General features: G+C 71.9%; 14 protein-coding genes. 3 read left to right on the top strand and 11 right to left on the bottom strand.

What is annotated here, in order from left to right; translation table 11 throughout:
* Positions 1 to 88 precede the first annotated feature (88 nt).
* The 5 genes from ffh to ACLIN4_RS25440 form a co-directional block, all read right to left on the bottom strand.
* Positions 89 to 1639, bottom strand: a complete 1551-nt coding sequence (gene ffh / locus ACLIN4_RS25460; RefSeq protein WP_289910433.1) for a signal recognition particle protein — start codon at positions 1637 to 1639, stop codon at positions 89 to 91.
* A gap of 126 nt (positions 1640 to 1765) precedes the next feature.
* The gene (locus tag ACLIN4_RS25455; RefSeq protein ID WP_411576262.1) at positions 1766 to 4213 is read right to left on the bottom strand and encodes a [protein-PII] uridylyltransferase; all 2448 of its coding nucleotides are present in this window, start codon (positions 4211 to 4213) and stop codon (positions 1766 to 1768) included.
* 39 nt (positions 4214 to 4252) lie between these two features.
* Complete coding sequence (locus ACLIN4_RS25450; protein ID WP_019328769.1) at positions 4253 to 4591, bottom strand: P-II family nitrogen regulator; 339 nt, start codon at positions 4589 to 4591, stop codon at positions 4253 to 4255.
* Positions 4588 to 5937 (bottom strand): ammonium transporter, encoded by a 1350-nt coding sequence (locus tag ACLIN4_RS25445; protein ID WP_100044554.1) that lies wholly within the window; start codon positions 5935 to 5937, stop codon positions 4588 to 4590. The genes ACLIN4_RS25450 and ACLIN4_RS25445 overlap by 4 nt, the downstream gene beginning before the upstream one ends.
* Positions 5938 to 6260: 323 nt before the next feature.
* Entirely contained in the window at positions 6261 to 7754 is a 1494-nt protein-coding gene (locus ACLIN4_RS25440; protein ID WP_100044553.1) for a hypothetical protein, read from the bottom strand.
* Between the two features lie 444 nt (positions 7755 to 8198).
* On the opposite strand from ACLIN4_RS25440, the gene ACLIN4_RS25435 reads away from it, so the two are divergent.
* Positions 8199 to 8870: a bifunctional DNA primase/polymerase gene (locus ACLIN4_RS25435; protein ID WP_307652049.1), complete on the top strand. Its 672-nt coding sequence runs from the start codon at positions 8199 to 8201 to the stop codon at positions 8868 to 8870.
* A 355-nt stretch (positions 8871 to 9225) separates the two neighbouring features.
* Here ACLIN4_RS25435 and ftsY read toward each other — a convergent pair whose 3' ends face one another.
* On the bottom strand, positions 9226 to 10434 hold the full coding sequence (ftsY, locus tag ACLIN4_RS25430) for a signal recognition particle-docking protein FtsY (protein WP_100044551.1): 1209 nt from the start codon (positions 10432 to 10434) through the stop codon (positions 9226 to 9228).
* 176 nt (positions 10435 to 10610) lie between these two features.
* Between ftsY and ACLIN4_RS25425 the strand changes: the two genes are divergently transcribed.
* Entirely contained in the window at positions 10611 to 12065 is a 1455-nt protein-coding gene (locus ACLIN4_RS25425) for a cytosine permease (protein WP_107480483.1), read from the top strand.
* A gap of 502 nt (positions 12066 to 12567) precedes the next feature.
* Here the strand turns inward: ACLIN4_RS25425 and ACLIN4_RS25420 are convergent.
* From ACLIN4_RS25420 to ACLIN4_RS25405, 4 genes are all read right to left on the bottom strand, one after another.
* Positions 12568 to 13986, bottom strand: a complete 1419-nt coding sequence (locus ACLIN4_RS25420) for a sugar porter family MFS transporter (protein WP_100044549.1) — start codon at positions 13984 to 13986, stop codon at positions 12568 to 12570.
* Positions 13987 to 14191: 205 nt separating this feature from the next.
* Positions 14192 to 17746, bottom strand: a complete 3555-nt coding sequence (gene smc, locus ACLIN4_RS25415; protein WP_307652051.1) for a chromosome segregation protein SMC — start codon at positions 17744 to 17746, stop codon at positions 14192 to 14194.
* 272 nt (positions 17747 to 18018) lie between these two features.
* Positions 18019 to 18231 carry a hypothetical protein gene (locus ACLIN4_RS25410; protein ID WP_030188592.1) on the bottom strand — a complete coding sequence of 71 codons (213 nt, stop codon included), beginning with the start codon at positions 18229 to 18231 and terminating at the stop codon, positions 18019 to 18021.
* 379 nt (positions 18232 to 18610) lie between these two features.
* Entirely contained in the window at positions 18611 to 18892 is a 282-nt protein-coding gene (locus ACLIN4_RS25405) for an acylphosphatase (RefSeq protein ID WP_019328759.1), read from the bottom strand.
* A gap of 187 nt (positions 18893 to 19079) precedes the next feature.
* Between ACLIN4_RS25405 and ACLIN4_RS25400 the strand changes: the two genes are divergently transcribed.
* Positions 19080 to 20270, top strand: a complete 1191-nt coding sequence (locus tag ACLIN4_RS25400; protein ID WP_411576261.1) for a CAP domain-containing protein — start codon at positions 19080 to 19082, stop codon at positions 20268 to 20270.
* A gap of 208 nt (positions 20271 to 20478) precedes the next feature.
* Here ACLIN4_RS25400 and ACLIN4_RS25395 read toward each other — a convergent pair whose 3' ends face one another.
* Positions 20479 to 20907 carry a DUF6924 domain-containing protein gene (locus tag ACLIN4_RS25395; RefSeq protein ID WP_411576260.1) on the bottom strand — a complete coding sequence of 143 codons (429 nt, stop codon included), beginning with the start codon at positions 20905 to 20907 and terminating at the stop codon, positions 20479 to 20481.
* Positions 20908 to 21032: the final 125 nt, after the last annotated feature.

The following is a 21032-nucleotide window of genomic DNA, read 5'->3' as shown; positions in this document are numbered from 1 at the left end:
CAGGAAAGCCGCGTCGGCATGTGGGTGTACGGCGCCGGGGGCGCCCCCTCCGAGAAGGGGCGCCCCCAGGGACGTACGGACGAGGGCGTCAGCCCATGAACTTCTTGAACTCGTCCGGGAGCTCGAAGTCCTTGGCGCCCTGCTGCGGCAGGCCGAGGGCGCCACCGTTCTGCGCGGCGGCGGCCCGGCGGGCGGCCTCCTCCTGCTCCTGCTGCTTGCGCTTCATCGGGTTGCCGGAGCGCTGCTTGCCCTTGGCCTTCTTCTGCTGCTTCTTCTGCCGGCCCGGGCCGCCACCCATACCGGGCATCCCCGGCATACCGGGCATGCCGCCGCCCTGGGCCATGCGGGACATCATCTTGCGGGCCTCGAAGAACCGCTCGACCAGGTTCTTCACGGCGCTGACCTCGACGCCGGAGCCCTTGGCGATACGGGCGCGGCGCGAGCCGTTGATGATCGTGGGCTCCTGGCGCTCGGCCGGGGTCATCGACTTGATGATGGCGGCCGTGCGGTCGACGTCGCGCTCGTCGAGGTTGTTGATCTGGTCCTTCATCTGGCCCATGCCGGGCAGCATCCCCAGGAGCTTGGAGATCGAGCCCATCTTCCTGACCTGCTCCATCTGGGCCAGGAAGTCGTCCAGGGTGAAGTCCTGGCCCTTCTTGGACGCCAGCTTGGAGGCCATCTTCTCGGCCTCTTCCTGGCTGAACGTCTTCTCCGCCTGCTCGATCAGGGTGAGCAGGTCACCCATGTCGAGGATGCGGGAGGCCATCCGGTCGGGGTGGAAGGCGTCGAAGTCCTCGAGCTTCTCGCCGTTCGACGCGAACATGATCGGCTTGCCGGTCACCGAGGCGATCGACAGGGCCGCACCACCGCGGGCGTCGCCGTCGAGCTTGGAGAGGACCACGCCGTCGAAGCCGACGCCGTCGCGGAAGGCCTCGGCGGTGTTGACCGCGTCCTGACCGATCATCGCGTCGACGACGAACAGGATCTCGTCCGGCGAGACGGCGTCGCGGATGTCCGCCGCCTGCTGCATCAGCTCCTGGTCGATGCCGAGGCGGCCGGCGGTGTCGACGATCACCAGATCGTGGACCTTGGCCTTGGCGAACTCGATGGAGTCCTTGGCGACCTTGACCGGGTCGCCCACGCCGTTGCCCGGCTCGGGCGCGTAGACCGCGACACCGGCGCGCTCGGCGACGACGCTGAGCTGGTTGACGGCGTTGGGGCGCTGGAGGTCGCAGGCGACCAGGAGCGGGGAGTGGCCCTGCTCCTTGAGCCAACGGCCCAGCTTGCCCGCGAGGGTGGTCTTACCGGCACCCTGGAGACCGGCCAGCATGATCACGGTCGGCGGCTGCTTGGCGAAGCGCAGGCGGCGGGTCTCGCCGCCGAGGATGCCGACCAGCTCCTCGTTGACGATCTTGAGGACCTGCTGGGCGGGGTTGAGCGCCTTGGAGACCTCGGCGCCCAGGGAGCGCTCCTTGACCTTCTTGATGAAGGCACGGACGACGGGCAGGGCGACGTCGGCCTCAAGGAGCGCGATGCGGATCTCGCGGGCCGTGGCGTCGATGTCCGCCTCGGTCAGCCGTCCTTTGCCCCGGAGGGATTTGAAGGTGGCTGACAGGCGGTCGGAGAGAGTATCGAACACGGCGGCGTAGGTCCTCGCGTCGGCGTTGGTGTGGGTCGCCCTCCAGGGTATCCGGCCCGGCAAGCAAATCGTCCCTGCCCGCTGCGGAGAGCGGGCAGGGACTGGATCACGGACGCGGCCACCGGGTCACTCCCGCAGCAACTCCTCCAGCCCCCGGGCCACGGACACCGCCTCCTCCCCCGGCAACGGCGCACCCTCGCCCCCCGTCACATAGAAGGCATCCACCGCGTTCGCCCCCAACGTGCTCACATGCGCACTCCGCACCCGCACCCCCGCCCCCTCCAGCGCCCGCCCGAGCCGGAACAGCAGCCCCGGCGCGTCCTGGGCGCGGACCTCGATCACCGTGGCCAGCCGGGAAGCGGCCGGGGCGACCGTCACGCGGGGCGGGGGCGGCGCCACGCCCCGGCGCCGGGGGTAGGCGGCGTCGCGCTCGGCGAGCCGCGCGGCGATGTCCAGGGTGCCGTCCAGTGCCCTGACCAGGTCGGCGCGGAGCCGGGTGGCCTGCGGCAGGGAGCCGTACTCGGCGGCGACCCGCCAGTCCAGCAGCAGCACGGAGCCGTCCACGCCGTCCGGCAGCGGCAGGGACCGCAGCTCCGCGGTGCGGACGGTCAGCCGGTGCAGGGCCAGGACCCCGGCGACCGCGGGGAGCACGCCCGGCTGGTCGGGTACGGCGACCAGCAGCTCCACACCGAGCGGCTCCGGGTCGGCGCTCGGCACCGGACCGGCCGGCGGCTCGGTCTGGGCACGCAGGGCGAGCACCGGCCCACCCGTGCGGAACGCCTCGACGGCGAGCCGTTCCTGCTCCGCGGTGGGCGCGTCGGCCTCGGGCTCCGCGGGCGGGTCACCGGCCAGGACCGCCGAGACGCGTTTGACCAGGTCGGCGACGAGGGAGCCACGCCAGGACGACCAGGCCGCAGGTCCGGTGGCCAGCGCGTCCGCCTCGGTCAGGGCGTGCAGCAGTTCCAGGGTGCCCTCCGTACCGACCGCCTCGGCGACCGCGCGGACGGTGGCCGGATCGTCGAGGTCGCGCCGGGTGGCCGTCTCGACGAGCAGCAGGTGGTGGCGTACGAGGGTGGCGAGGACGGCCGCGTCCGCGCGGTCGAAGCCGATGCGGGCGGCCACGTCCCGAGCGATGGTCTCCCCGGCCACCGAGTGGTCGCCGGGCCAGCCCTTGCCGATGTCGTGCAGCAGCGCGGCGACCAGCAGCAGGTCGGGCCGGTGGACCCGGCGGGCGAACCCGGCGGCGCGGACGGCGGTCTCGATGAGGTGCCGGTCGACGGTCCACACGTGCACGGCGTTGCGCTGCGGGCGGCAGCGCACCCGCTCCCAGTCGGGCAGGAGCCGGGTGACCAGCCCCTCGGCCTCCAGCGCCTCCCAGACCTGCACCGTGGGCCGGCCCGAACCCAGCAGCGTCACCAGTTGCTCCCGTGCCTCGGCCGGCCAGGGCGCGGGCAGCGGCCCCGCGGTGGCCGCGAGGTGCCGGACGGCGTGCCGGGAGAGCGGGAGCCCGGCCTGTGCGGCGGCGGCAGCGGCGCGCAGCGGGAGCACGGGGTCGCGTTCGGGGCGGGCGGTGCGGGCGAGCACCACCTCGCCGTCCTGCTCCACGACGCCCTCGGCGAGCGGGGAGCGCTCGGGGACGGGTTTGCCGCCGCCCAACAGGGCGCGCAGCCTCGGCCGCACGGAGCGCGCCCGCAGTACGCGCCCCACCTCACGCCAGGTGACGTCCCCGGCGTACGAGATGACGCGCGCCGCCTCGTACACCTGCCGCAGCAGCGCGTCGGCGTCCAGCAGACCGAGCTCCGCCGCCACCTGGTCCTGCTCCTGCAACGCCAGCCGGTCGGTGGCCCGGCCCGTCGCCAGGTGCAGCGCGTCGCGTACGTCGAGCAGTCGGCGCCGGGCGTCGGCAAGGCCCTCGCGCGGGGCGTCGGCCAGCCAGGATGCGGCGACGGCACGCAGGGCGGTGGCGTCGCGCAGGCCGCCGCGTGCCTCCTTGAGGTCGGGTTCCAGCAGGAACTGCAGCTCCCCCTGGCGTTCGCCGCGCTCGGCGCACAGGTCGCGGAGCTCGGGGAGGCGCTTGGGGGCCTGGTTGCGCCAGTCGGCGAGGACGGTGGTGCGCAGCGAGGCGGTCAGGCCCAGGTCGCCGGCGAGGTGGCGGGCGTCCAGGAGGCCCAGTTGGACCTTGAGGTCCTCGCCGGCCGTCTTCCGGGCCTCGGCCGGTGTGCGTACGGAGTGGTCGAGGGCGAGGCCGAGGTCCCAGACGGGGTACCAGAGGCGGTCGGCGAGGGCGGCGACCGCCTTGTCGTCGCCGCCGTCGTGCAGCAGGAGCAGGTCCAGGTCGCTGCGCGGGGACAGCTCGCCGCGGCCGTAGCCGCCGACGGCGACCAGGGAGACGCCCCGCAATGGGCCGGCGCCCGCGGTGAAGAGGCCGGCCAGCCACTCGTCGGTCAGCTCGGCGAGGGCGGCACGGCGCGGCGGCCCGGACCGCGCCCCCTCGGTGAGGAGGCGCAGCCGGGCCGCCGCGTAGCCGCCGGGTCCGGAGTCCTCTGCTTCCTTCGTCACGTCCGTACTCGTCACCCGGCGACTCCCGTTCCGTTGTCGTGCCTCAGGACTGCCTCACAGCGCGTCCGGACCGCGCTCGCCGGTCCGGACGCGTACGGCCGTGTCGACCGGGACCGACCAGACCTTGCCGTCTCCGATCTTGCCCGTGCGGGCCGCCTTGACGACGACCTCGATGAGCTGTTCGGCGTCGTCGTCCTCGACCAGCACCTCGATGCGGATCTTGGGCACCAGGTCGACGGTGTACTCGGCCCCGCGGTAGACCTCGGTGTGGCCGCGCTGCCGGCCGTAGCCGCTGGCCTCGGTCACGGTCAGTCCGTGGACCCCGAAGGCCTGGAGGGCCTCCTTGATCTCGTCGAGCCGGTGCGGCTTGACCACGGCGGTGATGAGCTTCATGCGTCCACCTTCTTGCTCTCGGCCTGGGCAGCGGTCGCGGCGGCGGCAGGGGGTGCGGTCGTCCGGGCCGCGCCTCCGCCGGCGCCGCTGAAGTCGTACGCGGTCTCGGCGTGCTCGGCCTGGTCGATGCCGGCCACCTCGTCGTCCTCGGGGACCCGCATGCCGATCGTCCTGTGCAGGATCAGGGCGAGGATCGCAGAGACGACCAGGGAGTAGGCGAGGACGCCGAAGACACCGGCGCACTGCTTCCAGAACTGGTCCAGGCCGCCGCCGTAGAAGAGGCCCTCGACGTCGGACTGGCCCTTGCCGGTGGCGAAGAGGCCGACGAGGAGGGAGCCGAGGATGCCGCCGACGAGGTGGACGCCGACGACGTCCAGGGAGTCGTCGTAGCCGAACTTGTACTTGAGGCCGACCGCCATGGCGCACAGCACACCGGCGACGAGGCCGACGGCGATCGCGCCGAGCGGGGAGACCGCACCGCCGGCCGGGGTGATGGCGACCAGGCCGGAGACGGCGCCGGAGGCGGCGCCCAGCGTGGTGAAGGCGCCGTGGCGGATCTTCTCGTAGGCGAGCCAGCCGAGGACGGCCGCGCCGGTGGCGACCTGCGTGTTGACGAACATCAGCGCGCCGACGCCGTCGTCGTTGCCGAGCCAGGAGCCGGCGTTGAAGCCGAACCAGCCGAACCAGAGCAGGCCGGCGCCGAGCATGACCAGCGGCAGGCTGTGCGGGCGCATCGGGTCCTTCTTGAAGCCGACCCGCTTGCCGATGACGAGGATCACGCCGAGCGCGGCCGCGCCGGCGTTGATGTGCACGGCCGTGCCGCCGGCGAAGTCGATGACGCCCAGCTCGAAGGCCCAGCCGCCGGCGCCCCAGACCCAGTGGGCGACCGGGAAGTAGACGATCGTGGCCCACAGGGTGATGAACAGCGCCCAGGCCGTGAACTTCACGCGGTCCGCGAGGGCACCGCTGATCAGGGCGGGCGTGAGGACGGCGAACATGAGCTGGAAGACCAGGAAGACGAAGACGGGGATGGTGTAGCCGTCCCACAGCTCGGTCAGGCCGATGTTGCTGAGGCCGACCCAGTCGGAGTTCCAGCCGACGATGCTGCCGGTGTCCGTGCCGAACGCCATGGAGAAGCCGTACAGCACCCACAGGACGGTGACGATGCCGAGGCTGATGAAGCTCATCATCAGCATGTTCAGGGTGCTCTTGACCCGGACCATGCCTCCGTAGAAGAAGGCCAGGGCCGGCGTCATGAGCATCACCAGGGCGGAGCAGATGAGCATGAAGCCCGTGTTGGCGGCAGAGAGCTCCGTCTCTGCGGCGAGCGTGATGGCTGGAGCCATCGGCGTCTCCTCGTCGTTGGTACGGCCCCGTGCGGGCGAAGCCTGAGCGGTATGAGGGGTGGGCCGGTTATGCGCCAAGAGATTGGCGCAGCGCGGTTTCGGTGGACGCCCCTCGTTGTTTCGCCGCCGTGACGAAGGCGCCGTGCGTGTTACGCGTGAGTGAACAGCCGGCTCGCGGGCCGGGCCATGGATATCGTGACGCGTCCTGCCCGAGGGCCTGGGCGTGGAAAGGGGTCCGGCCGCGGTGGCCTCCGAATGACCTGGCATGGGGGAGCCGAGTCGGGCAGTTCGGGAGGGCCGGCCGCGGCCGGGGCTCGGGGGTGTCAGACCGCCTCGGCGGTCTCCGGCAGTTCTTGTGCGAGCCGTTCGGTGAGGTCGATGACCTCCCCCAGGTCGCCGAAATCGCGTACGGCCGTGTCGACGGTCTTGCGGATGCGGGTGTTGACGCGTTCGGAGCGGACCTTCTTGGCGATGCCCATGGCCTCGACGGCCAGTCCGGTGGCGTGCTCGGGCTCGCGGCGCAGCAGGTGCACGGTGGCCATGCCGATCAGGTTCAGTGCGTAGGAGCGCTGGTGTTCCTCGTCCTCGGCGAACAGCTCCACCGCGCGGCGCATCAGGGGCTCGGCCAGGGAGGCGTACGTGGGGCTGCGACCGGCGACGTAGGCGAGATCGCGGAAGGAGTGGCTGTTCTCCCCGTGGAGCTCGGCCTCGGAGAAGAAGCGGATCCAGTCCGGGTCCGGCTCGTCCCACTCGTCGGCCTCGGCGAAGGTGTCCTCGGCCATGCGCACCGCGCGCTTGCAGCGGCCGGGCTGGCCCATGTTGGCGTAGGCGCGGGCCTCCATCGCGTACAGCATCGACTGGGTGCGGGGGCTGGCGCAGTCCCGGCTGCCGTACTGCGCGAGGTGGATCAGCTCCAGGGCGTCGTCGGGCCGGCCGAGGTGGATCATCTGGCGGCTCATGCTGGAGAGGATGTAGGAGCCGAGCGGCCGGTCGCCGGCCTCCTTGGCGGCGTGCAGGGCGAGGACGAAGTACTTCTGGGCGGTGGGCTGGAGCCCCACGTCGTACGACATCCAGCCGGCCAGCTCGGCGAGTTCGGCGGCGACCTTGAACAGCTTGGCGCGGGTGGCCTCCCCCTGGGGTTCCTGGAGGAGGTCGGTCACCTCGTGCAGCTGGCCGACGACCGCCTTGCGGCGCAGGCCGCCGCCGCACTGGGCGTCCCAGCGGCGGAACATCACCGCGGTGGACTCCAGCAGGTCCAGCTCCGGCCTGGACAGGCGCCCGCGCGCGCGTGAACCCGGTGCGGAGTCTCGCCCGGAGCCGGCGGCCGGGGGCGAGGGCACGAGCCAGCGCTGCATGGGCTCGATGAGGGACGGGCCCGCGGAGAGGGCCAGCGAGCTCCCGAGGAAGCCGCGCCGCGCCAGCATCAGGTCGCTGCGCGAGAACTCGCTGAGCAGGGCCACGGTCTGCGGGCCCGTCCAGGGCAGGTCGACGCCGGTCGCCGAGGGGGCCGGGCGGGAGGTGCGCAGGCCCAGGTCCTCGACGGAGACGACGACACCGAAGCGTTCGGAGAACAGCTCGGAGAGGATGCGCGGGATCGGCTCGCGCGGATTCTCGCCGTCGAGCCAGCGGCGCACGCGCGAGGTGTCCGTGGAGATGTGGTTGGCGCCCAGCTGACGGGCCCGGCGGTTGACCTGGCGGGCCAGCTCGCCCTTGGACCAGCCGCTGCGGGCGAACCAGGAGGTGAGCAGCTCGTTGGGGCGCTTGTCAGCGTGCGAGGCGCTTCCCGCGCTCGTACCGCTTCCGCCGTTGCCGCTCACTGGAACGCCCCCATCCCTGGAACCACCTGTCGCCGAGTGCGCCAAGCCCTATCAGAATGCCGGTGGCCGGGGCCCTCCGTCCGGCGGTTGCCACCCTTCGAACGGAAAGCCGAGTTGCCTCCGGCATACCCACGAGTGCATGTGCCCCACGGCTTCATGCACACAAAGTAATCCTACGATCACCCGTCCAGCCATGGCGATTGCAGAATCGCCACCATTCGCCACCCCTTCGAATGAACTCACAGTGGCCTGCACGCGATTCACTTGACATAGGCCGACCAGGAGTCGGTGCGAGGGTGCACGCCGGGGCGCGCGTGAGCCGGTACACCACCCGGAGCGCTTCAGGACGCTGTCTGAACCGCGCCACACTGGGGAGTTGGAAGCAGAGAGTCACGTTTCGCGTCCGCTGCGTAACCGCGTTGCGTCGGACCCGTTGGAGGGGGCATGGGCTTCACGATCGGCATCGGCGGCACGCGGGGCATCCGCGACATCCGGTCCGGCGCGCGCCGCCGCGGTCGCGCATCGGAGTGCACCGTGGTGGCCGAGTTCACCGGACTGTGGGGCTGGGACGTTGTGCCGGGCGCCCGGGCGGCCGGCGGCGCGTGCTCCTGCGGCCGGCACGGCTGCCCCGCGCCGGGCGCGCATCCGCTGGACTTCGCGCCCGAGGTGCCGGCCGGGGCGACCCTGGGCGAGGCGAGCGAGGCCTGGGCCCAGTTCCCGGGCGCCGCGTTGATGCTGCCGGTCGGGCGCCGGTTCGACGTGATCGAGGTGGCCGAGGCCGCCGGGGTGCGGGCGCTGGCCCGGCTGGAGCGCATGGGCCTGCCGCTCGGGCCGGTCACGGCGACCCCGCAGGGCCGCGCCCACTTCTTCGTCGCCCCGGGCGCCGCCGCCGGACTGTCCGGGCTGCTCTACCGCATGGGCTGGGACGACCCCTCCGCCCTCGACCTGCACGGCCTCGGCCCCGGTACGTACGTCACCGCCCCGCCCTCCGACCGCGGCGGCCTCGGACCGGTGCGCTGGCTGCGCCCGCCGGCCCTCGACTCGGCGACGAAGCCACCGGAGGCCCGGCTACTGCTCGGGACGCTGGCGTACGTCACCCATCGGTCGAGGGCGTAGGACGCCGGGGCTCCGGACCGGGCGCCCTTCGGCGGAGCGCCCGACGGCCGGTCGGCGAAGCGGCCCGCGCCGAGCGGGCCGAGGGGCCCCACGGCGTCGCGCGCCGCACCGTGCGCAGTGCCGCACACGCACACGCCCTGCGCCGACCGCGCGCACCCGCGTCCGCGCGCACATCGGGGCACCGGGCGGCACGACGGCCGGCGCACGGCACCCGATCCCTCGTCCCGGCGGGGCAACCCTCCCCCGGTCACCGGGCGCCGCGACCGCCACTCCGCGCTCCCCCGCGTACGACGAAGCGCCCGTCCCCCGGAACTCCGGGAGCGGGCGCTTGCGCTCGTCACGCCGCGCGACGGTGTCACTCGCCGATGAGGGCATCCACGAACGCCGCCGGCTCGAACGGCGCCAGGTCGTCCGGGCCCTCACCGAGCCCGATCAGCTTGACCGGCACACCCAGCTCGCGCTGGACCGCGACGACGATGCCGCCCTTGGCCGTGCCGTCCAGCTTGGTCAGCACGATGCCGGTGATGTCGACGACCTCGGCGAAGACCCGGGCCTGGATCAGACCGTTCTGACCGGTGGTGGCGTCGAGCACGAGCAGCACCTCGTCCAGCGGCGCGTGCTTCTCCACGACCCGCTTGACCTTGCCGAGCTCGTCCATGAGGCCGGTCTTGGTGTGCAGGCGGCCGGCGGTGTCGATGAGCACGACGTCCGAGCCGAGCTCCTTGCCCTCCTTGACCGCGTCGAAGGCGACGGAGGCGGGGTCACCGCCCTCCGGGCCGCGCACGGTGTGGGCGCCGACCCGCTCGCCCCAGGTCTGGAGCTGGTCGGCGGCGGCGGCACGGAAGGTGTCGGCGGCGCCGAGGACCACGCTGCGGCCGTCGGCGACCAGCACGCGTGCGAGCTTGCCGGTGGTGGTGGTCTTGCCGGTGCCGTTGACGCCGACGACCATCACGATGCCGGGCTTGCTGTTCGGCGGCTCGGTCTTGACCTCGCGGTCCATGTCGGGGCCGACGAGGGTGATCAGCTCCTCGCGCAGCAGGCCGCGCAGCTCTTCGGGCGTGCGGGTGCCGAGCACCTTCACCCGCTCGCGCAGCCGCTCGACCAGCTCCTGGGTGGGCTGCACGCCGACGTCGGCGGTGAGCAGCGTGTCCTCGATCTCCTCCCAGGTGTCGTCGTCGAGGTGCTCCCGGGAGAGCAGGGTGAGCAGGCCCTTGCCGAGGGCGTTCTGCGAGCGGGAGAGACGGGCACGGAGCCGGACCAGACGGCCGGCGGTGGGCTCGGGAACCTCGAGCTGAGGGACCTCGAGCTCTTCGACGACCGGCGGCTCCTCGACGGTGGCGGTGCCGCCGTCCGGGAGGTCGACCTCCTCTATCGTCCGGCGCGGTTCGTCGCGCGGTGTCTCGGCCTCTTCGCCGACGTGCGGCTCGGCCGGAGGGGCGGTGATGTCGGGCGTGGACGGGGGCGGCGGAGGCAGCTGCTTCTTGCGGCGGCTGCCCACGATCAGCCCGCCGAGCGCGCCGATCACGACCACGGCGATGACTACAGCAAGGATGACGATTTCCATAACCCGTCCAGTATCAGCCATGGACCCCCAGGACAGCCCGCTTGTGGCTTCCTCCAAAGGACAAAGGCCACTGGAAGGAAGGAGTCGGATCAAAGTACGATGGTAGAGGCCACGTCAACGCGCGTAGAGTCCCGACCGCCCCCTCTTCTCCCACGATCGAGGCACGGACCCCCCACATGAGCAAGACCGCCGAGACCGAAGGCGCCCTGGAAACCCGCGGCATCGAGCAGGTGCCCGACCATGAGCGCACCGCCCGGACCCGCGAGCTTTTCCCGACCTGGGTCGGCGCCAACATCAGCGTGCTGCTGCTCACGATGGGCGCGAGCCTCGTGGTGGCGTACCGGCTCAACTTCTGGCAGGCCCTGGTCGTCGCGGCCGCCGCGCCGGTCGTGTCGTACGGCCTGGTCGGGCTGATCGGCATCGCCGGCAAACGCGGTGGCGCGCCCGGCATGGCGCTCTCCCGCGCGGTGTTCGGCCAGCGGGGCAACCTGCTGCCGGGGTCGCTGATCTGGATCGCCCGCTGGGGCTGGGAGACGATCAACGCGGTGACCGGCGCGTACGCCGTGCTCACCGTGCTGGACATCGTGTTCGGCATCGAGGCCAACAGCGTGCTGGACATGGTGACGCTGCTCGCCTTCGTGGTGGCGACGTTCGCGATCTCCGGACTGGGCATCAACGCCGTACAGAAGTGCAACAAGTACGCGACGTACCTCTTCGGCGCCTTCTCCGTGCTCGTGCTGGGCTATCTGATCGTCGACACCGACTGGTCCGCGGTGTTCGACCGGTCCGCCGGCTCGGTGGCCGCGATGATCACCGGCGTCGGCCTGATCGCGGCCGGAGGCGTCAGCTGGATCCCGTCCGCGCCGGACTTCACCCGCTACCTGCCGCGCACGGCCTCCTCGAAGGGCATCGTGGGTGTCACGGTGGGCGGCGCGGGCATCGTCGTACTGCCCATGGTGCTGATGGGCATGATCATGGCCGTCTCCACGCCGGACCTGGCCTCGGCCGCCGACCCGGTCTCCTTCCTCGGCGAGATCCTGCCGACCTGGATCGCGGTGCCGTACCTGCTGATCGCGCTGATCGGTATGCTGTTGATCAACTCGATGTCCATGTACTCGGCCGGCTTCACCGCGCAGACCCTGGGCTTCAGGATCCCGCGCCACTGGGCGGTCTCGGTCAACGCGGTCATCTCGCTGATCTTCGGCGGCGTGCTGATGCTGGTGGCGACCAGCTTCATGGGCTCCTTCATCGCCTTCCTGTCGCTGCTCGCGGTCGCCTTCTCGGCGTGGGTCGGCGTCTTCGGTGCGGACATGCTGCGCGGACGGGAGTACGACGGCGAGGCGATGGCGGACACCACGCGCACCAGCGCCTACTGGTACCGGGGCGGCTTCTCGCCCGCCGCCGTCGTCGCCTGGGCCGTGGGTCTGATCGCGGGCCTGATGTTCACCACGTCCGACTGGTTCACCGGCCCGCTCGCCACGAACAACTTCGTCGGCGAGTACGGGCTGGGCTGGGTGGCCACGGTCGTGATCTCCGGGCTGCTGTACGCGGTGCTGCCGAAGCCGGCGCTGGTCGTGCCGGCGGCGTCCGCGGAGCAGTCCGAGCGGACGGCCGAGACCGTGACCGTCTGACCGACGCAGGCGCCCCCGCCGACGCCCCCGCTCCCCGTCGAACGCCACGGGAGTGGGGGCGTCGTCGTATGCGCGCACGTACCGCGGCGAAAGGCCGCTGCCCGCTCGGGCCGTGCGGTGGTTGCCCGCACCCGCGAGTCTCGACGTGGAAGTGGTCGTCCGGGGGCCGAACGGGGAGTTCGACGTGCTCGGTACATCCGAGGAAGTCAACGACTCCGCCGGTTTCGAGTCCTGGCGCCGGAAGGTGTGGGGTCTCGGGCGGCGCGTTCGCCGGGCGCCCGCTTCCTTCGTTGCTCGACAGGGAGATCGGCGACCGCCCGGACGACGTCGGGGCGGCGACGCCGCGTGCCCGGCGCATCGGCGCCGGCGTCCTCATCCGGTGACCGGGGCCCGGCACACCGCCGCCCCCGGTCCGAAGGTGACGGACCGGGGGCGGCGGACGGTACGGGGAGAGGGGCAGCGGGGACTTGGCCCTTCTCCCCGGGTTCGGGCGGGCGGGCGGTCAGCCCATCTCCTCCAGGGCCTTGCCCTTCGTCTCCTTCACGAACTTCAGGACGAACGGGATGGAGAGCGCGGCGAAGATCGTGTAGATCACGTAGGTGCCGGACAGGTTCCACTCGGCCAGCGACGGGAAGCTCGCGGTGATGGCCCAGTTGGCGATCCACTGCGCCGCGGCGGCCACGCCCAGCGCGGCGGCACGGAGCCGGTTCGGGAACATCTCGCCGAGGAAGACCCAGACGACCACGCCCCAGGACAGGGCGAAGAAGAGCACGAACACGTGGGCGGCGATCAGCGCGACCCAGCCCTGCGTGGCCGGGAGCTTGCCGTCGACCAGGTCGAAGGAGAAGGCCCAGGCCTCCAGCGCCAGACCGATGACCATGCCGACCGAGCCGACGATGGCCAGCGGCTTGCGGCCGACGCGGTCGACGAAGATCATCGCGATCACGGTGCCGACGATGTTGATGATCGACGTCGTGAACGAGTAGAAGAACGACTGGGTCGGGTCGACGCCGACCGACTGCCACAGCGTCGAGGAGTAGTAGAACGCGACGTTGATGCCGACGAACTGCTGGAAGACCGACAGGCCGATACCGATCCAGACGATCGGCTTGAAGAAGAAGCTGCCGCCGAGCAGGTCCTTGAAGGAGGACTTCTCCTCGCGGTGCATCGCGTGCTCGATCTCGGCGACGCGGGCGTCGAGGTCCACGTCCTTGCCCTCGACCTCTTCGAGGATCTGCTTGGCCTTCTCGTGCTTGCCGACCGAGATCAGGAAGCGGGGGGACTCGGGGATGGCGAAGGAGAGCAGGCCGTAGAGGACGGCCGGGATGACCATGACGCCGAGCATGACCTGCCATGCCTCCAGGCCCATCAGCTCACCGCGCTGGTCGCCGCCGGCGGCGTTCAGCAGGCCCCAGTTGACCAGCTGCGAGACGGCGATGCCGATGACGATCGCGGCCTGCTGGAAGGAACCGAGGCGACCGCGGTAGGCGGGCGGGGAGACCTCGGCGATGTAGGCGGGGCCGATGACCGAGGCCATGCCGATGGCGAAGCCGCCGATGACGCGCCACATGGCCAGGTCCCACAGCGCGAAGGGCAGTGCGGAGCCGACGGCGCTGACGGTGAAGAGGATCGCCGCGATCTGCATGCAGCGGATGCGGCCGATGCGGTCGGCGATGCGACCCGCGGTCGCCGCGCCGATGGCACAGCCGATCAGCGCGATGGCGATGACCTGGGCCAGCACCGCGGAACCGACGTCGTAGCGGTCCCGGATGGCCTCGACCGCGCCGTTGATCACGGAGCTGTCGTAGCCGAAGAGGAAACCGCCCATCGCGGCCGCCGCCGCGATGAAGATGACGTGCCCGAGATGTTCGGGGTGAGCCGTCCTGGCTCCTGATGTGGATGCCTGCGATGTGCTGGCCACGTGTACTCCTCGGGCTACCGGCAACGCTGCCGGGGTGGTTCGCCTTCGAGATGCCACTGAAAGGGACCTGAAGGTAAAAGCAACGTTGCAGAGACTATGCCTTCAAGTTTCGAAGTCAATAGGTCGAGAGGTGTGAGTTTGCAGATGCGTTCAGGGGATACGTGTTCAAGACTTGAAGCGAGTGCCGCTTACCAGGCCAAGCGAACTAACGCAGCCGCTGGCTGATGACCTTCGACACACCGTCGCCCTGCATGGACACGCCGTACAGCGCGTCGGCGACCTCCATCGTGCGCTTCTGGTGCGTGATCACGATCAGCTGCGACGCCTCCTGCAGCTCCTGCATGATCCGGATCAGCCGCTGGAGATTGGTGTCGTCGAGCGCCGCCTCGACCTCGTCCATGACGTAGAAGGGGCTGGGCCGCGCCTTGAAGATCGACACCAGCATCGCCACGGCGGTCAGCGAGCGCTCCCCGCCCGAGAGCAGCGAGAGCCGCTTGACCTTCTTTCCGGGCGGCCGGGCCTCGACGTCCACGCCCGTGGTGAGCATGTTGTCGGGGTCGGTCAGGATCAGTCGCCCCTCACCGCCCGGGAACAGGCGGCTGAAGACGCCCTCGAACTCCCGGGCCGTGTCCCGGAATGCCTCGGTGAAGACCTGCTCGACGCGCTCGTCGACCTCCTTGACGACCTGGAGCAGATCGGCGCGGGTCTTCTTGAGGTCCTCCAGCTGCTCGCTGAGGAACTGGTGCCGCTCCTCCAGCGCCGCGAACTCCTCCAGCGCCAGCGGATTGACCTTGCCGAGCTGCTGGTAGGCGCGCTCGGCGGCCTTCAGCCGCTTCTCCTGCTCGGCGCGGACGAAGGGCCGCGGGCGGTTGCGCGGGTGCTCGGGGTCCTCGGGGAGCACCTCACCCTCGGCGGGGGGCGAGGGCGGCACCATCTGATGGGGGCCGTAGTCGGCCGCGAGCCCCGCCGGTTCCACACCGAGTTCCTCCAGCGCCTTGGTCTCCAGCTGCTCGATGCGCAGCCGCTTCTCGGCGCCGAGTACCTCGCCCCGGTGGACTGAATCCGTCAACTTGTCGAGCTCCGCCTTCAGGTCGCGCCCGGCGGTGCGCGCGGCGGTCAGCTCCTGCTCCCGCCGGGCCTTGGCGGCCTCCGCCGCGGTGCGCTCCTCGTCGGCACGGGTGAGGGAGACCTCCACGTGCGCGAGCAGCTGCCGGGCGCCGGCGGCGACCGCCTCGGCGACCGCGGCCTCGTGGCGGAGCCTGGCCCGGCGCTGTTCGGCACGCGCGCGTGCCTCCCGTTCGGCGCGGGCGGCCCGGTCCAGGGAGTCGGCGCGTCCGGCGAGGCCCTTGACCCGCTCCTCGTGGGTACGGGCCTGGAGCCGGGCCTCCATCTCCGTCTGGCGGGCGTTGGCCCCGTCGGCGGCGAGCCGGTCCCGTACCGAGGTGTCGGGTTCCTCCTCGACCGGCATCTCCTCGGCCACGGCTAGCCGCTCGGCCAGCTCCTCCACCTCCATGAGCGCCTTGTCCAGCGCTTCCTGCGCCCGCGCGGCCGCGGCGGCGGACCGTTCCGCCTCACCGGCGGCGCCCCGCGCCTGGCCCGCGAGCCGCCCGAGCTGCTGGGCGACGGCCGACTTCTCCCGGTCGGCGGCCCGGCGCCGCTCCCCCAGCTCCTCGACGAGCGCGGCGCACTCCCGTCGCCGCTCGACGGCCGCGGCCTGCGCTCCGGCCAGCTCCTCGCACCGCACGCCCAGCTCCGCGAGCTCGGCGGCGGCCTGGTCCACGGACGCCTGCACCTCCAGCAGGCTGGGCGCCCCGGCCGACCCGCCCTGCGCGAAGTGCGCGCCCAGCAGGTCGCCGTCGGCGGTGACGGCGGTCAGCTCCGGGTGGGCGTAGACCAGGTCCTCGGCGTCCTCCAGGGTCGCGACCACGACGATCCCGCGCAGCAGCCGCCGTACCGCGGGCATCAGCTCGGCCGGGCCCCGGACCAGGTCGGCGGCGTACCGCGCCCCGCCGCTCGGGCGCTCTTCGGCTACGTCGTCGGGGGCGCCGGCGAGCAGCAGGGCTGCCCGGCCGCCGTCCTGTTTGCGCAGCAGGCGGATGGCGTCGGCGGCTGCCGCCGGGGAGGTGGCCGCGAGGGCGTCGGCGGCGGCGCCGAAGGCGGTGGCCAGGGCGGCCTCGTGGCCGGGCGTCACGGTGAGGAGCCCGGCGACCGGGCCGAGCAGGCCGGGGAGCCGGTCCTTGGCGGCGAGCACCGCGCCGGTGCCGTCCTTGCGGCGCAGTCCGAGGGCGAGGGCCTCGTGGCGGGCCTGTGTCGCCGCGCGCTCGCGCTCCGCCGCGGTGGCCGCCTCGCGGGCCGCGCTCAGGGCGGCCTCCGCCTCGGCCAGCTGCCGCTTGGCCGTCTCGTGCCGTTCGGCGAGTTCCTGGTCGTCGGCGTCGAGGCCGTCGACCTCGGCCTGGAGCGCCTCGTACTCCTCCTGTGCGGCGGCGGCCCGTTCCCGGGACTCGTCCCGTGCTTCGGCCAGCCGCTCGATCTCGGCCTGCGCCGAGGCGGCGCGGGAGCGGGCGGCGCCGACCTGGCCGCTGAGCCGGGCCAGTCCCTCACGGCGGTCGGCGATGGCGCGGGCGGCGTCCTTGAGGCGGCGTTCCTCCTGGGCCAGTTCGCGTTCGAGCTCCGCGCGGTGGGCGACCGTGTCCTCCAGGGCGCGTTCGGCCGCCTCCAGGGCCGCTTCGAGTTCGGCCTCCTGCTCGCGGACGCGGGCGGCCTCGCGCTCCAGTTCCTCCGGGTCCCGGCCGCGGCGCTCCTCGGGGGGCGCGGAGGTGGCGCTCTTCACGCGCGCGTCGGCCAGCGAGATCGTGCCGCGCACCCGCTCGGCGAGCTGGGACAGCTCGTACCAGGTCTGCTGGGCGCGCTGGAGACGCGGGGTGAGCCGGCGGACCTCGTCCTCCAGGTCCGCCTCACGGCGCAGCGCCTTGCCCAACTCCCGCTCGGCGGCCTCCTTGCGCTCCTTGAGCGCGGCCTCGTCGGCGATCTCGGCTTGCAGCGCCTCGCGCAGTCGTACGAGGTCGTCGGCGAGGAGGCGCAGGCGCGCGTCCCGGAGGTCGGCCTGGATGACGGCGGCCCGGCGCGCGACGGCGGCCTGGCGGCCGAGCGGCTTGAGCTGGCGGCGCAGCTCGTCCGTCAGGTCCTGCACGCGCGCGAGGTTGGCCTGCATCGCGTCCAGCTTCCGGAGCGCCTTCTCCTTGCGCTTGCGGTGCTTGAGGACACCGGCAGCCTCCTCGATGAAGGCGCGGCGGCCCATCGGATCGGCGTGCAGGACGGAGTCGAGCTGGCCCTGTCCGACGATGACGTGCATCTCGCGGCCGATGCCGGAGTCGGAGAGCAGTTCCTGGATGTCGAGGAGGCGGCAGGTGTCGCCGTTGATCTGGTACTCGCTGCCGCCGTTGCGGAACATGATCCGCGTGATGGTGACCTCGGCGTACTCGATGGGCAGCGCCCCGTCGGAGTTGTCGATGGTCAGCGACACCTCGGCCCGGCCGAGCGGCGGGCGGCCGGTGGTGCCGGCGAAGATGACGTCCTCCATCTTGCCGCCGCGCAGCGACTTGGCGCCCTGTTCGCCCATGACCCAGCTGAGCGCGTCCACGACGTTGGACTTGCCCGAGCCGTTGGGACCGACCACGCAGGTGATGCCCGGCTCGAACCGGAGGGTGGTCGCCGAGGCGAACGACTTGAACCCGCGCAGGGTCAGGGCCTTCAGGTGCACGCCGTCGGACTCTACCTTTCGCGGGAGTCTCACTCCATGAACCGGTGAACCGCCGCGGTTTCACGGGTGAACGTGCAGGGCACATCAGACGTTGAAGAGGGTGAAAGGTTGCGCGGGGCAGGGACGGCGGGGCCGGACGACGGAGGCGCTGGGACGGGGGAAGAAAGAAGGGACGCCGAAGCGTCCCTTGCAGACTCTGACACGTGAGCGGCGGTACGGGCGGGCCCGCCCACTGCCGTGTCGTAGTGGAGCGATGCAGTGATCAGCAGCGATCAGGTGAGCGCAGGCTCCGCCTGGTGTGCGTCAACGCTCTCCATGCTCTCCATGATCCTGTCGTGAGAAGCGGCAGCCGCCAGCGCGTCCTTCTCCGCCTGGATCCGTCCGAGTTCGGATTCCAGGTCCTGGACGCGCTGCTGGAGCCGTCGCATCTCGGCGAGGAGTCGCGGGTCGGAGCCGCCGACGTAACCGAGAAGCGCCTTTGCCATGATGGATGGTCCTCCACAATGAGTGACCGACCGAAGCGGTGTGGGTCGTGTAGGAATCGCACCCGCGGTGCTTGGCACTTTGGAGTTTTTTCTGCCGTTCAACCATGCCAAACAGCTAAGGTGCGCGGGGCTTTCAGCGTCTCACCAAAAAGTTTGACGGTCAACACGATCACGCCCCGTATTGGCGGGCACCCGGGGGCACGCGGCCCGGAAACGGCGGCGCGGCGACTCCTGCGGGCCCCTGGGGGCGTGGCGATCATCCTGGGTCGGGAGCCTGCCACGAGGACGTCGTTCTTGGCAACCACCTGCCCGTTTCCTCTTCGGACCGTCCCCCGCGAGCCCTGTGCCGGGCGCCGCGGCTCGTCCGCCCGGCCCGGCGTCAGCGAATGGCGAAGCCCTCGTAGCCGCCGCGCGGTGTGTCCCAGATCTCGGTGACGCCGTCCACCCGCCCGGGCGTGTCGTCGCCGCGCAGCCACTCCAGCAGCCCCTCGCAGCGCTCCCTCGGGCCCTCCGCGACGACCTGGACCCGCCCGTCGGCCAAATTGAGAGCAAAACCACTCATCCCGCCGAGTTCCAGGGCCCTCGCCCGCGTGAACCAGCGGAAACCCACACCCTGGACCTGTCCGCGCACCCACGCGACCAGCCGTACATCCTCGCTCATGGGTGCAAGCTAACCAGTCAATGTCTCGCCGGACACTTCACCCCCTTGCGCCATGCGGTACCGTCCCCACCCAATGAATCTCACCTGAAACTCACTCGTACGTGTGAGTTCCGTGTTGATCGTGAGGACGCGTCGACCGCGAGGACACGTCCTGCGTCAGGACCGCGAGGACGAGGAAGGCCAGAACATGGGACGCCACCGACGCTCCGCCGCCGGCAGCGCCGCCACGGGCCGTGCCGCGGGGGGCCGGCCGACGGACGGTACGACGGGACGGACCGGCGAACCGCACGCTCCGGGCGACCGCCCCACGATGGGTATCGCGCCCTACCTGAACCCCGAGGCGTACGCCGAGGCCCGCGCGAAGAGTGACGCCTACCTGTTCGCGCCGGACGACGCGGACGGCGGCGAGGGCGACGGCCGGCCGCAGGCCGGCCGCACCGTTCCCTTCCCGAGCGACGGGTACAGCCCCGACGAGGGCACCGGGCGCGCCGGAACCCGCCGTCGGCGCCGGAAGAAGGCCGCCCCGGTCCGTACGGGCCTGCTCGGGATCTCCGCCGCGGTCGCCATCGGTACGGTGGCGGTGGCCACGGGCGCGGTACCCGGCCTCGACAACTACCGCATCGGCGGCAGCAGCGGTGGCGGCGACCGGGTGCAGGCCCAGGACGTCCCGACCAACACCCCGTCCGGGCAGGGCGGTACCTCCGGCAGCGCCGAGGCAGGCCGGGGCGGCGACACCGCCACCAGCCGCGGCACCGACCGGTCGTCCGCACCGTCCTCCACGGAAGCCTCGCCCTCGAAGCCCTCGTCCTCCCCGTCGTCCCCGTCCTCGGACGCCTCGCCCTCCCCCTCGGAGTCGGCGTCCAAGCCCGCGGCCCCCGCCGAGACACCGTCGAAGACGAAGAAGCCCAAGACCACCCCCAGCACCGAGCCGAAGCCCACGCCCTCGCGTCCGGCCACCGAGGGCTCGCAGCGGCCGAGCGCGCCCGCCGCGGCGTCGGACCAGGCCGTCGCCGCGGCCCAGGTGCTCAACCTCGTCAACGAGGAGCGGGCGAAGGTCGGCTGCCGTCCACTGGCCGCGAATAGCGCGCTCACCGGACTGGCGGAGGACTTCAGCCGGTCCATGGCCGAGCAGGGCTTCTTCGACCACACCGACCCCAGTGGCGCGACCCCCTGGGACCGCGCCGAGGCGGCCGGGATAGGCAACCTCGGCGGCGAGAACATAGCCCGCGGCCAGACCGACGCCCAGGCCGTGATGGACGCCTGGATGGACAGCCCCGGCCACCGCGCCAACATCCTGAACTGCGACTTCCAGACCCTGGGCGTCGGCGTCCACTTCGGCTCCGGCGGCCCTTGGTGGACGCAGAACTTCGGCTACTGAGACAACCGCAGGTCAGCGGGCCAGGCGCCCTCATGGGCCGGGTCCGGGCCGTCAGCGGCAAGCTTCTCGTCCCACAAGACGCGACCGGTCCCGGCACTCGCGGCCCGAAGCGCCGGCCGGCTGTGGACCTCACCCCGAAGCAGCTCCAGCCCGAAGCCGCTCCGCCGACCCCCCCCCGCCGTCGTGCGCCGGGAGGGGACGGCCCGGTTCAGTCGTCGCCCCAGCCGCGGAATGTCCCTGAACCGTCAACCGCGTCGGCGAAATCGGCGAAGTCCATGTTGGCGATGCTCAGATTGGCGGAAACCTCGGGGTACCACCGGGCCGGTACCCGGAACGTCCGTCCGGGTTCGTCGTAGAGGTCGACGGCCAGGAGCGGAGACGAAGGGTCGGTCATGGTGGCCGTATCCGCGAGGAACACGTAGGTGAGGTCGTCGTCGTCCTCGGTGGCCGTCTCCTCGTCGGTCAGCGCCTGGATGCTCACGTCGGTGAAGCGGGGGTCACTGACGTACGTAGCGTGCGGGGATCCGTCTGCGGCGTCGATCGTTGCTTGTACCGAGACCCAAGCCGCGTCATCGCCGAAGTCGGTTCGCACCGTCGAGGTCAGATCCTTCGGTGCAGGCAGGAGCACGCTGGCCATCCTGCCAGGTGCGAGAAGCGTTGGGGTCGGGCCGTCTGCGGTCCGTGCGGGGGCGCACTTCCTCGGCTGCTGATCCCGCGCCGAGGAGCACTCACCCCCGCTCCGCGCGCTCTGCGGGGCAGCGC

Origin of the sequence: Streptomyces mutabilis (genome assembly GCF_046628145.1) — a bacterium.
In the GTDB taxonomy this organism is placed as follows: domain Bacteria; phylum Actinomycetota; class Actinomycetes; order Streptomycetales; family Streptomycetaceae; genus Streptomyces; species Streptomyces mutabilis.
This window is presented reverse-complemented; position numbering and strand designations above follow the sequence as displayed.